This window comes from Neptuniibacter sp. SY11_33 (assembly GCF_047778025.1).
Classification (GTDB): domain Bacteria; phylum Pseudomonadota; class Gammaproteobacteria; order Pseudomonadales; family Balneatricaceae; genus Neptuniibacter.
In genome coordinates this window covers 2,480,889-2,493,008 of the sequence record NZ_CP180543.1, presented here as the reverse complement: position 1 = coordinate 2,493,008, position 12,120 = coordinate 2,480,889, and the positions used below count along the sequence as shown (strand labels likewise).

The 12,120-nt window shown below is 43.2% G+C and carries 12 protein-coding genes; 7 read left to right on the top strand and 5 right to left on the bottom strand.

Annotation, left to right across the window (positions count from 1 at the left end; translation table 11 throughout):
* Window positions 1-28 precede the first annotated feature (28 nt).
* Both ureG and ACMXYV_RS11765 read left to right on the top strand, forming a co-directional pair.
* Window positions 29-676, top strand: coding sequence for an urease accessory protein UreG (gene ureG, locus ACMXYV_RS11770; protein WP_415888678.1), 648 nt, complete (start codon window positions 29-31; stop codon window positions 674-676).
* 45 nt (window positions 677-721) lie between these two features.
* Entirely contained in the window at window positions 722-919 is a 198-nt protein-coding gene (locus ACMXYV_RS11765) for a HupE/UreJ family protein (RefSeq protein WP_415888677.1), read from the top strand.
* A 166-nt stretch (window positions 920-1,085) separates the two neighbouring features.
* On the opposite strand, the gene ACMXYV_RS11760 is transcribed toward ACMXYV_RS11765, so the two are convergent.
* Together ACMXYV_RS11760 and ACMXYV_RS11755 are read right to left on the bottom strand one after the other, a co-directional pair.
* Entirely contained in the window at window positions 1,086-2,348 is a 1,263-nt protein-coding gene (locus tag ACMXYV_RS11760) for a Y-family DNA polymerase (protein ID WP_415888676.1), read from the bottom strand.
* 1 nt (window position 2,349) lies between these two features.
* A complete protein-coding gene (locus ACMXYV_RS11755) occupies window positions 2,350-2,757 on the bottom strand; it encodes a LexA family protein (RefSeq protein WP_415888675.1) in 408 nt (135 codons plus the stop codon).
* Window positions 2,758-2,969: 212 nt separating this feature from the next.
* Between ACMXYV_RS11755 and ACMXYV_RS11750 the strand changes: the two genes are divergently transcribed.
* Window positions 2,970-4,010, top strand: a complete 1,041-nt coding sequence (locus ACMXYV_RS11750) for an ethylbenzene dehydrogenase-related protein (protein WP_415888674.1) — start codon at window positions 2,970-2,972, stop codon at window positions 4,008-4,010.
* Window positions 4,011-4,079: 69 nt separating this feature from the next.
* Window positions 4,080-5,657, top strand: coding sequence for an NADPH oxidase family protein (locus ACMXYV_RS11745; RefSeq protein WP_415888673.1), 1,578 nt, complete (start codon window positions 4,080-4,082; stop codon window positions 5,655-5,657).
* Between the two features lie 9 nt (window positions 5,658-5,666).
* On the opposite strand, the gene ACMXYV_RS11740 is transcribed toward ACMXYV_RS11745, so the two are convergent.
* Complete coding sequence (locus ACMXYV_RS11740) at window positions 5,667-5,819, bottom strand: DUF2986 domain-containing protein (protein ID WP_415888672.1); 153 nt, start codon at window positions 5,817-5,819, stop codon at window positions 5,667-5,669.
* Between the two features lie 311 nt (window positions 5,820-6,130).
* Here ACMXYV_RS11740 and ACMXYV_RS11735 point away from each other — a divergent pair, with 311 nt between their 5' ends.
* Together ACMXYV_RS11735 and ACMXYV_RS11730 are read left to right on the top strand one after the other, a co-directional pair.
* On the top strand, window positions 6,131-6,838 hold the full coding sequence (locus ACMXYV_RS11735; RefSeq protein ID WP_415885221.1) for a DUF445 domain-containing protein: 708 nt from the start codon (window positions 6,131-6,133) through the stop codon (window positions 6,836-6,838).
* Window positions 6,839-6,933: 95 nt separating this feature from the next.
* Entirely contained in the window at window positions 6,934-8,367 is a 1,434-nt protein-coding gene (locus tag ACMXYV_RS11730; protein WP_415888671.1) for an aldehyde dehydrogenase family protein, read from the top strand.
* Window positions 8,368-8,405: 38 nt separating this feature from the next.
* Here the strand turns inward: ACMXYV_RS11730 and ACMXYV_RS11725 are convergent, their stop codons facing one another.
* On the bottom strand, window positions 8,406-9,995 hold the full coding sequence (locus ACMXYV_RS11725) for a diguanylate cyclase domain-containing protein (protein ID WP_415888670.1): 1,590 nt from the start codon (window positions 9,993-9,995) through the stop codon (window positions 8,406-8,408).
* A 133-nt stretch (window positions 9,996-10,128) separates the two neighbouring features.
* On the opposite strand from ACMXYV_RS11725, the gene ACMXYV_RS11720 reads away from it, so the two are divergent.
* Entirely contained in the window at window positions 10,129-10,809 is a 681-nt protein-coding gene (locus ACMXYV_RS11720) for an SAM-dependent methyltransferase (protein WP_415888669.1), read from the top strand.
* 63 nt (window positions 10,810-10,872) lie between these two features.
* Here the strand turns inward: ACMXYV_RS11720 and pyrC are convergent, their stop codons facing one another.
* The gene (pyrC, locus tag ACMXYV_RS11715) at window positions 10,873-11,901 is read right to left on the bottom strand and encodes a dihydroorotase (protein ID WP_415888668.1); all 1,029 of its coding nucleotides are present in this window, start codon (window positions 11,899-11,901) and stop codon (window positions 10,873-10,875) included.
* Window positions 11,902-12,120: the final 219 nt, after the last annotated feature.

Here is a 12,120-nt window from a genome sequence, read left to right as displayed (position 1 = left end):
AATCGCGGAGTAACAGGAGGTAACATTAATGACTAAACCAAAACAAACACTGCGCGTAGGAGTAGGTGGTCCGGTAGGATCAGGAAAAACAGCACTGCTTCGCTCTTTATGTGCTGCTATGCGCCATTACTATGATATTGCTGTAGTGACCAATGATATCTATACCCAAGAAGATGCAAAATTCCTTACCCGTCATGAAGTACTCGATGCCGACCGTATTATCGGGGTAGAAACTGGAGGCTGCCCTCACACTGCCATTCGAGAAGATGCATCAATGAACCTCGCCGCCATCGATCAGTTAGTAGATCGTCACGGTGAACTGGACGTAGTATTTGTTGAAAGCGGTGGTGATAACTTAAGCGCCACATTCAGTCCTGAGCTGTCTGATCTGACCATTTACGTGATTGACGTCTCTGCAGGTGACAAAATTCCACGTAAAGGAGGTCCAGGGATCACTAAATCAGACCTGCTTATTATCAATAAAATCGATCTTGCACCATTGGTAGGTGCGTCCCTTGATGTGATGGATCAGGATGCCACTAAGATGCGCGGCGATCGTCCGTTTGTATTTTCTAACCTGAAACAGGCTAAAGGGCTAGATGATATTATCCAATTCATCATCACTGAAGGTATGTTGGAAGCGAAAGAACTACCGCCAGCTAAGGCTGTCGTTTAAGCAGTTAATCTGATGCTTTAAGAGGTAAAAGATATGAAAAATTTAATGACTAAACTAGCTGCAACGGCGGCATTATTAACTACTTTGCCAGCTATGGCTCATGATGGCTCAGAGCAGGCTAGTGTGATGAGCGGTATCGTTCACTTTATGACAGAACCGGACCATCTATTAGCATCATTTGTTATAGCTGCTGGTGTTATTTATTTGGTGCGTCGATCTGTGATGAATAGCTCCAATAATTAATGTTTGGAAGCTTTCCTAGATTATTTGTATGTTGCAGGTTTAGGTAAGAAGCGGTTTTGCATAAGCATTGCTTAGTTTATGTCAGATGGTAATGCTTATGCTGGTAGTCAATTTTAAGGGTATGGATACCTGTTATTTTTATACAGTTAATTCCTAGATTGCGCCTTTATTCTGAACACCTGATAATTGGAATATCTTCTATTCGCGTAGTGTATCTGGGAGATAGAAGCTCTCGTTTCATCTTAAAGTTTTGTTGTATACCTTGGCGGGCTAAGTGAAGAGTATCTCTGCCGTATTTTGAATTGATTTGATCTAGGCATTTCATAAGTTCAGGTTGGTCAGCGGAAGGGGTGAAAATATCTGGCTGATAAGGTGTTGCAGTAGATATTTCTAACAGGCCTATTCCGGCTTTGTAGTATCTAATTCCTGCTTGGTATATCTGCTCAGCCAGTTGGCTTGTTACTTTTACTATGACTGCGGTGTCGCAGGTGGGAGTGGCAAATTGGTGGAATGCAGAGCGTTTAAAAAATGATTCCTTATCGTGGATAGAGTTGTGTGCAAAGACAATGATATTGCTGGTAGCACTCTCTTGGGCCCTTAGTTTTTGTGCGGCGATGGTTGCGTGTGTAGCAAGCGCCTGTTTTAGGTCAGTGAGTCCTGTGATGCGTTGCCCAAAAGAGCGTGTGGAGTAAATCTGTTTTTTGGGTGATCGAACATCGTCCCAGCTTACTCTTGTTAAGCCATTGAGTTCTTCTGCTGTATTAGCGATTAAGATGGAAAAGTGCTTTTTCATCAACGCGGGTTTCGTTTGTGCTAGTTGCCAAGCCGTTTTGACGCCGAGAAGGTTTAGTCGCTCGCCTATACGTCGTCCTACACCCCAAACATCCCTAATTTCCATCTGTTGCAGAATCTGCTTTCTGATTTGATCGTTATCGATAACGGCCACACCGCTGAAACCAGGTAGTTTTTTACTCGCGTGATTAGCTGCTTTTGCTAAGGTTGGGGTTGGGCCAAAGCCAACGCCTACGGGGAGCCTTACTTCCTTCCAAACCTTTCTTCTGATTTTCATACCTAGTTCATGCCAGCCTTCAGGTGGTATGTAGTGGTCAAAGCGTAAAAAACATTCATCTATGGAGTAGATGTGTTGTTCTGGGGCAAAGGAGGCGCAGAGCTCCATCATACGTGAGGATATATCGGCATAAAGTTCGTAGTTGCTGGATCTGGCAACTACGCCTGCTCTGTCTAGTTGATCTTTGATTTTGAAATAGGGGCCAAATTTTGGGACGCCCATTTTTTTAGCAATAGGGCAGGTTGCGACAATACAGCCATCATTATTGCTTAGGACGACAACAGGGCGTTTTCGGATTGTGGGGTCAAATATTTTTTCGCATGAAGCGTACATTCCGGAAGCATCGATCAGGGCGTACATCCTAATTAAGTCCCTTCTTTAACGGGCGAAATAATCGAATAGAACGTGTAACCACCCCCTCGATAGAAAAATCATCCTGTTCGCATAGTTGATAGGGCTTGTGGCCGGGAGCAGAAGAGAGAAGTTTTCTCTCTTTGATACTGGCAATTTTACAGACGAAGTTGCCATTTAATGTGGCGACGATTACATCGCCTTCCTTCACTGTTTCGGCTCGCGAAACGACAAGTAGGTCATTAGGGAATATCCCCACACCACGCATAGAGCTACCTTCAACAAAGCCTAGGTAGGTTGCATGGGGGTGATCAATGAGTAGCTGATCGAGTGAAAGTGCTAGCTCGGTATATTCAGCTGCAGGTGATTCAAAACCGCTGATACCGGCGCTGGAATAGATAGGAATAAAGCGCAACATAATTAATACTGTTTATATATACAGTATTAATGTTATCAGCAGATTGCTAAGTGTGCCAGTTTCGGTTGTTGATCAGATCTTTTTTAGTCAGAGAGGTGTATTGCTAATAAATAAAATCCTTAAATACAGTCAAACAAGCGTTTAAATTAAATTTATATTTAATATAATAAGCATTCTCATTTGTATTTGTATTTATGGAAGAGTAATAAAAAGTGAAAAAAATCACGCTAATAACAATGGCTGCTATGTTCAGTCATGGAGTCTATGCTGCTGATAACACCTTGATGGCTAAGCGAATTCAGGGGGCTGTAGCCATTGATGGATTGACGGAAGAGGCTTGGAATATTACTGAGCCGCTACACGTTACCGTTGATGAACTGCCTTATGAGCCAAACAACGGGTATGAGGGGATTAAAGAAAGCGATGTTGAATTACGTGCGATGTACGATGATGAATACCTATACATGCACGTACGTTGGAACGATCCAACGCTGAGTTTGGAGCGCTTCCCTTGGGTGAAACAGGACGATGGAAGCTGGAAACAGCTTAAGAACTTAGACTCTACTGGTCATGGTAATACTTACTATGAAGATAAGTTCGCATTCTTCTGGAATATCTCTGAAAAAGGTTTTGCGAAAAAAGGCTGTGATCGTTCTTGTCACGTAGCTGAAGATGGCATGGTTGATGATATTAAAGATACCTCTGCAGGCCGCCACTTCACTCGCTCTCCTGATGAGACAATCGATATTTGGCACTGGAAGAGTGCGCGTAGTAACCCGGTTTATCAAGTTGATGATCAGTATGTGAACCATTTCCGTAATGAAAATAAGGGGTGGGGACGCAACAGTGATGAGAAAACAGGTGGTGGTTACAAAAATAACATAAACAAAGATAAAACTGCGCCTGCATGGATGCCAGCAAAAGCAGACCCGCTAGCAAAATACTGGGTAATGTCTGATAACAAAGTGCCGTTTGTCGATAAATTTGAACCTGGCGCTGTAATCGGCGGTATTGTGGCGCAAGCTGCTGAAGGTTCACGTGGTGATCTGCAAGCACGGGGTGAATGGAAAGATGGCTTCTGGACATTGGAGATCAAGCGTAAGTTAGTGACTGAGCATCCAAAGTCGAAAATTCAGGATGTACAGTTTTCTGATCTTGGTAAGCAATATCTATTTGGTGTGACGGTTTTTGATAACGCTCAAATCAATCACATTTTCCATAAAAAGGCGCTACGCCTGAATTTCTCTAAGTAAGTCAGAATAGGATTGAGCGAGCTGGGTTGAGTAAAACCAGTTCGTTCTGCCTGCTGAATCGATCTTCCTATGCTTATCTCCCGTTTTATAGAGATGTTGTTTTCTAGACTGCATCGCCCAGCATTTTTACTTTCTACTGTGCTGCTTGTCGCAGTAATTCTTTTGGTAGGGTACGAATTTGTAGAGGGCTTTGAGTATGAGTCGAATGAGACCACCAATATTTGGTTACGTATTAGTCATTCCTGCGCTGCAGTGTTACTCGTTTTCCTCTGTTTATTGTGGCTTCCTGTTTTAAATAGTTTGCTCAGAAGGGCTCGCTCTAGTCGTTGGGCACGTTATCAAATTTTAAATGAAAAGCGCTTGCACCGATGGATAGGTTATCTGTTGGTTATCTTTACCTTGGGGCATGGCGCTAGCCAACTGCAGTATTACACTACGCTGGATATTCCATTCACTGATGCGTTGTTAGGAACAGAATCAGATCTCGTGCGATCTATGCGGAGCACGATGTATGAGTTTGTGACTGAGGATGAGTCGATCGATATTGTTGATCATTGGGTGAAAGCAGGTCGCACCGAAATGATGTTTCATGAACAGATTCGTCCGATCATGAAAGATGATTGCACTAAATGTCACAGTACAACGTCAACTCAAACCTATGCTATTCAATCCTTGCCGCTTGTGACTTATGAGGAAGTGGTAAATTTAAGTTATTCCGGCGTCCAGTCTCGGCAATTTAGGATTAATGTCACAGGTTTACTGTTGTTTGTACTATTTATATTGATTGGTGTGACTTCTATTCCGGTAGTGCGTAAGCGGGTTTACCACCACTTTGAATTGTTACATCGATTAGGTTATTGGTCACTGCCTTTGTTGTTACTTCATGTGCCGCAGTGGTATTGGCTGGCTCCAGTTGGGGTATTGTTGCTTTGGGACTGGAGTGTACAGCGTTTATCCGCTCAGCATTATTGTAAGGGCGAACTGAAACGATTGGATGAGCAAACGATAAAGCTAGTCGTCAGCGCAAATTTTAAGCAAACAATACATGCAGGGGATTATGTCAAAGTCCGAATTCCAGAGGTGAGTAAGACAGAATGGCATGCGTTCTCTATTGTCAGTTATGACGAAGGTTTGTTAACCCTTAAAATTAATGTGGCGGGGGATTGGACGAGCAAGCTCATGGCACTTGGTGATAATTTAGAGTGCATTGTGTCCCTGAGGGGGCCTTATTCTTCTCCTGCGAGCCAAAGCCGTCATAGCAAAAAGCGTCTATTGATTGCAGGGGGAATAGGCATCACCCCTTATTGGCATTGGCTCAATGCAGAATACTGTGCGAATACTCAACTGATCTGGGTGGTGAAAGATATCGATCGCCTTGTGTGGCTTAAACCTGTGCTGTTAGAAAAAGAACGATCTGAGATCTCGATCTATTTAACCCAAGGTGAAAATGTGGAATTACCCGAATGGCTAGACGGTTTAAGCGGGGTGGATATTAAGATCGGTCGGCCTTGTTGGATGACTTTGGCAGAAGCATTTTCCACAGCTGATGTCGGTGATTGCTATCTTTGTGGGCCTAAAGCGATGATGAATGAAGCGGGTAAGAGTTTTCGTCGTTATCGTTGGCATGTGTTTAAGGAGAGCTTCTAAGCCAATAGCTTAAACCTCTGAGGGAGTCTCCGAGGTTTCTTCAAGCTTTGCTCTATCTGCTTTAGATACGTAGCGCGGTTTATTGTTTTTGGGCGCTAATTTAGCCTTGGCTTGTTTTATTCGCTTGGTGTGGATCTGTTTAATCTTCTTCTTACGGTTCATGCTTTAGCTCGGCTACTTAAAAATCACAGTGATTATAACTGAAAATGACTTCAATAATGTCAGCCAACTTGAAAAGGTCTAGACATTTCACTGTGCTGGCTTTCGCGTATTTGGTCGTTTTATAACCCACTGAGAAAGTATGAGACTTATTCGTAGGTTCCCTAGTGCTACACATAATGATACAGCAATTTCAGATCCCACTCTTAATATAAAACTGGCATCATGCACTAATTGATCTAAGGTTTTAGTGCTTTAAAACCGCTCCTTAGCCCTATATGATCGCCAAAAAATATTTCTTGAGATGAATACCGATGAATAAAAGCCTCCTAACGAATCTGCTTGCCTTTATTGCATTTGCGGCGGGTCTTATTACAGATGATCGTGTGTTACTGACCGTTGGCTTGTTTGCTCTATCTGGCGCGTTAACCAACTGGTTAGCGGTACATATGTTGTTTGAGAAGGTTCCAGGGCTGTATGGTTCTGGTGTGATCCCTGCGCGTTTTCAAGATTTTAAGCGTGGCATCAAAACACTAATGATGGAGCAGTTTTTTACTGAAGAGAATATTGAGCGTTTTCTCAGTGCTGATAATGGCAAACAGCCTGATCTGCATTTAGCGCCGGTAATCGAAAAAGTTGATTTTGCTCCGACCTTTGATTCGCTTATCGAGGTTATCCAAAACTCTCCATTTGGGGGTATGCTCGCGATGGTGGGTGGCACCGATGCGCTTGAGCCTTTAAGAGAGCCTTTTGTGGAAAAGATGAAAAGCTCAATTGAAGAGATGACACGTGATGAAAACTTTATCACTCTATTAAAAGACGAGCTTGAAAGCCCAGATGTTATGGCTGAGATGCAGGAAAAGGTTGAAGTCATTGTTCAGCAGCGATTAGATGAGCTAACACCTAGTTTGGTCAAAGAGATTGTACAGCAGATGATTCGTGAGCATTTAGGTTGGCTGGTTGTTTGGGGTGGTGTCTTCGGTGGTTTGATTGGTTTTATCGCAGCGATTATCGGTGTGTAATGCCTTAATAAGAAAAGCCGCAAACGCGGCTTTTTTTGTGCCTGCTTCGGCATGAATAGTCTATGTTTGAGAGACGGTAGAAAGGATTGTGAGATATGAATGACCTGAAAAAATTCTATATTAATGGTGAATGGATTAAGTCATCTGGCAATGACGTCTTGGATGTTTTTAATCCGGCGACCAATGAGGTTGTTTCTCAAATTAGTCTTGGCAATAGTGATGACGTAGATCTTGCGGTCGAAGCAGCTGTTGCTGCCTTTCCATCTTTCTCGCAAACCTCCAAAGAAGAAAGAACCGCGCTTTTACAACGTATTATTACTGAATATGAAAAGCGTGCCGAAGCACTTGTCGAGGCGACAACAGAAGAGATGGGTGCGCCTTTAGGTTTATCTCGCCAAGCTCAGGTGCCTGCTGGGTTAGGGCATTTTAAGGCAGCTTTAAGTCTGCTTAAAAAGCATGATTTCACTGAGGCCATTGGGTCGACCCGTATCGTTAAAGAACCGATTGGTGTTTGCGGTCTTATCACACCTTGGAATTGGCCGTTAAATCAAATCACCTGCAAAGTTGCTCCAGCTATTGCAGCAGGTTGTACGGTTGTACTAAAACCTAGTGAGATCGCCCCGCGCACTGCGCATATCTTTGCAGATATCATGCATGCTGCTGGTGTTCCTTCGGGCGTATTCAATTTAATCGATGGTACAGGGCCGGCTGTAGGTGCTGCGCTGAGCGCTCATCCTAAGATTGATATGATCTCATTTACGGGATCTACAGAAGCTGGAAAACAAGTCTCTATTGCTGCTGCGGAAAACTTAAAAAAGGTCTCTTTAGAATTGGGCGGAAAGTCCGCTGCTATTGTTCTGGACGATGCTGATTACTCTAAGGTTATTTCTCGTTGTGTAAGAGCGGTTATGGGTAACTCAGGCCAGTCTTGTAATGCTCAAACGCGCTTATTAGTTCCAGAATCTCGTTTGAATGACACCATCGAGATCGCCAAGAAAACTGCGGATTCAATCGTTGTTGGTGATCCACAATCAGAAGAAACTGTAATGGGCCCAGTGGTCTCAGAATTACAATGGCAGCGTGTACAAGGTCTTATTCAAAAGGGGATTGATGAAGGCGCTGAACTCGTTGCCGGTGGTGTAGGTTTACCGGAAGGTTGTTCATTAGGTTGTTATGTAAAACCAACGGTATTCGCAGGCGTTACGCCTGAAATGACCATTGCTCAAGAAGAGATATTTGGTCCGGTGGTTAGCATCATGGCTTATCGTTCAGAAGAAGAGGCGGTAGCAATCGCTAATAACAGTATTTATGGTCTCTCCGGTGGTGTCTATTCAAGTGATTTGGCGCGAGCGCAAGCAATAGCAGCTCAAATGAGAACCGGTATGGTTCATCTCAATGGTGCGCCGGTTGATATCAAAGCGCCATTTGGTGGTTATAAGCAATCGGGCAACGGTCGAGAGTGGGGGCTTTACGGCATCGAAGAGTTTATGGAAACAAAGGCTATCCTAGGGGATCTACCCGTTTCTTAATTGGAGTCTCAAAGGCCTAAAAGGTATTACAGGCTTACTTACTCTGAACTACAAACGATGCAGTTCTTGCCTGCTTTCTTCGCGTTGTACATGGCGATGTCTGCATCGTGGATAATTTGGTCTAGATCACGTGTATCGGGCTTGGATTGTGCTAGACCAATACAGGCTTGAATGCTGACTTTATGTTCGCCAAATGCAAAGGGATTGCGTATGTAGGTTAATAACTGTTCTGCGGTCTCTTTTGCACTTTCTTTACTGTCGGTAGCCAGAAGCACGATAAATTCATCGCCTCCATAGCGAGCAATGTTGTCGTTTTCACTCAAATTTGATCGTAGTCTTTCTCCGAATGCTTTGAGTAAACGATCGCCCATTTGGTGGCCGTATTGGTCATTGATCGGTTTAAACCCATCTAGGTCTATGAAGAGCAGGGTGAATGGTTCATTTCGATGAATGCGTTTTTGAGCATCTGCGCGGATAGCAATTCGATTCGGTAGGCCTGTGACTAAATCGTGGGATGCTAAGTGGCGTGCTTGCTTTTCCGCTTTGTGTAGCTTCTCTGTGCGTTCAATGACGCGTTTTTCTAGCTCTTTTTGACCGCGGTCTACTTCCTCGGCCATAGTGTTAAAGCTAGTTACTAAGGTGTCTATCTCGATACTGGTTAGCGAGTCATCTTTTTTGAACGGGAGAGGATATTGGTGATGCGAAAGGTCCTCAGTCATCTTGATCAGGCGTTTAACCGGTTTCACAACAATGCCTGAAATCCACCAACTTAATAATGCCACGATGATAAAGCAGAGAGCGGCTATGAAGTGGGTGACTTGTTTTAGATCTTTAAGTTTTGATTCCAACTCAGATGTTGGTTGAGGAATCATTACTCCCCAGCCGGTTGTTGGTACGACCGCAAAGCCAGCGATCATGTCGGCATTCATCGCAGGAGAATAAAACTGGGCTACTCCAGATTCTCCTCGCATCATTTGCTTTATAATGCTGATTTTAGCTATGTTCTTGCCTGCCTTTTCCCAGGATGGATTGGGGTGGGCAATCACTGAGCCAAATTGATCTACAATTGCAGCATGTCCTTTGTCGCCAAAGCTAATAGATTTCTGAATGTTGTATAGGTAGTTGGGGTTGATAGCTGCAATCCAGATATTAGCTTTTGGGTCTACAGACGTAAGATAGATAGTAGGTGGAGCGTTTTCTGAGATATGGATTTTAGAAAATTGAATCTCTGGTTTTATATCTGCAGGTATCATTCCTATTTCAGATAAAGAATGTGGTAATAAAGCTGGTTGACCGTAGAATCTTTCGATGAGGTTCCCTGAAGGATCATATTGTGCAAAAGCTAGTATGTTGAGCTGCTCCATCAAAGAGATCTGTTCTGAATGGAAATGAAGGTTTTGCGCGAGTTGAGCGCTCGTGTCATACACCGCTTTGACATCAAGGGCATAGCGATCTAGCGCAGCCGTAGTATTGTGCGCAAGTAAAAGGTGCTTTTCATGAACAGCATCAAACTCTTTCTCTAGTGCATTCTGAATCGTCCAGTAGGAAAATAAGGCGATGGGAACTACGGAAACGCACAGCATAGCCGTCAATAGAATGAATCTTAGGGGAAATCTTAACGGTTTCATAAACGCGTTTACCTACGGGCGCCTTTATTACAACAAACACTTCTACAGATAGTTGTTGATTTTGCATTAAAAGACAATGGTAAAATCTGTTTTTGTTTGAAAAATTAGCTTTTGATATCAGGAAACGTAGAGTTTGAATCTTTCTTCACGTTTGAATTCAATATTGGGAATGATAGATAGCCACTATGAGCATATCTGGGATTGTTGTTGTGATCATGGTTATTTAGGCCAGGCTGTTTTGCAGGCAAAGCCTGAGGCTAAAGTGCACTTTTTGGATGTAGTGGAATCTATTACGTCCAAACTCAAGCAACATTTAACCAGTAGCGACTATTCAAATGAACGCTGGCAAGTTCACTGTAAAGATCTTCAACAGCTTCGTTTGCCTCTTCCTGAGAATGCTACGAATATTCAGCATCGTCACCTACTTATTATTGCTGGTGTAGGTGGTGACCTGACGCTAGATATGGTTCAGGCTGTCTTGCAAAATAATCCTGATTGCGACATCGACTTTCTTCTCTGTCCGGTACGACAACTTCATAAAGTTCGCTGCGGTGCAAAGGCATTTGGTTTGGGATTGGTTAACGAGAAAATTGTTAAAGATGGGGGACGCTATTATGAAGCGATCCATCTGTCTACGTTAAGCGAAGATGATATCCCTGTAGTTGGTGGGTCGATGTGGGATTTAGCGAAGGATGATCATCAAGAATACTTAAGGCAGAATATCAGCCACTATCAGCGCATGCAGGCTCAGGGGAATGCGAGTGCTCGAAAAGTTCTAGCTGAATATATGAGCTTACAAGAACTATTAGCTTGATGATTATCTTAGGGAGCTAAGGTGGGCTCCCTAAGATATATAACCTGTGGATTGAATGTCAGGTTATTTTACTTTCCACGCAATTTGCTCGCCTGCGCGAATAGGAACTACATTATCTTCACCCAGAGGATAAGTTGCTGGAACATCCCAGCTTTCTTTAACCAAGGTGATGGTATCTGTATTGCGCGGCAGACCGTAGAAGTCTGGGCCATTCAAACTTGCGAACGCTTCTAGCTTATCTAGCGCGTCAGCTGCTTCAAATGTTTCAGCGTACAGTTCAATCGCAGCGTGAGCTGTGTAGGAGCCTGCACAACCACACGCGGCTTCTTTAGCGTGTTTCATGTGAGGTGCTGAATCTGTTCCTAAGAAGAACTTTTTACTGCCGGAAGTCGCTGCTTTAATCAGTGCGTCTTGGTGAATGTTACGCTTAAGAATTGGCAAGCAGTAATAATGTGGGCGGATACCGCCAGCCAACATGTGGTTACGGTTGTAAAGTAGGTGGTGAGCGGTAATGGTGGCAGCAACGTTATCCCCAGCAGACTCAACGAACTCTGCAGCATCTTTAGTTGTGATGTGCTCGAGTACAATTTTTAAGTTAGGGAAGTCATTTACAACATCTTTCAAGATAGTTTCGATGAAGATCTTTTCACGATCAAAAATATCAATATCACCATCTGTTACTTCGCCGTGAATCAACAGAAGCATGCCTGCTTCTTCCATCGCTTCAAGAACAGGATAAATATTCTTAACGGAAGTTACGCCTGAATCGGAATTTGTGGTTGCGCCAGCTGGGTATAGTTTGGCTGCGTAAACCTTGCCTGTATCCTTTGCTTTTTTGATATCAGCAGGGTCAGTGTTATCTGTTAGATATAACACCATTAAAGGATCAAAGTTACCTTGTGGCTCTTGATCCATGATGCGTTGGCGGTAGCTAAGCGCTTCTTCAGTGTTAGTTACAGGTGGAACTAGATTCGGCATGATGATTGCGCGTCCCATATAGCGGCTTACATCACGTACAGTGTCTTTAAGTTGAACACCATCACGTAGGTGAATATGCCAATCATCAGGGCGTGTAATCGTAAGAGAAGTCATTTGGGTAGTACCACTTATCTATCAGGTTAAAACTTATCTTTTAATTATCCCACGGATTGCTCTTAAAAGCTTTTAAACCTTACGAACAATTCGATTTTTTGCTCTGTATAATTTGGGTTAACTCTTGACGATTAAAACAACAAAGAAATAAGGGTTTCTAAGTACTAGAGAGTAATTTTACGTTCATTTAGATTGTATTAATATTGAACGGATTTTCAT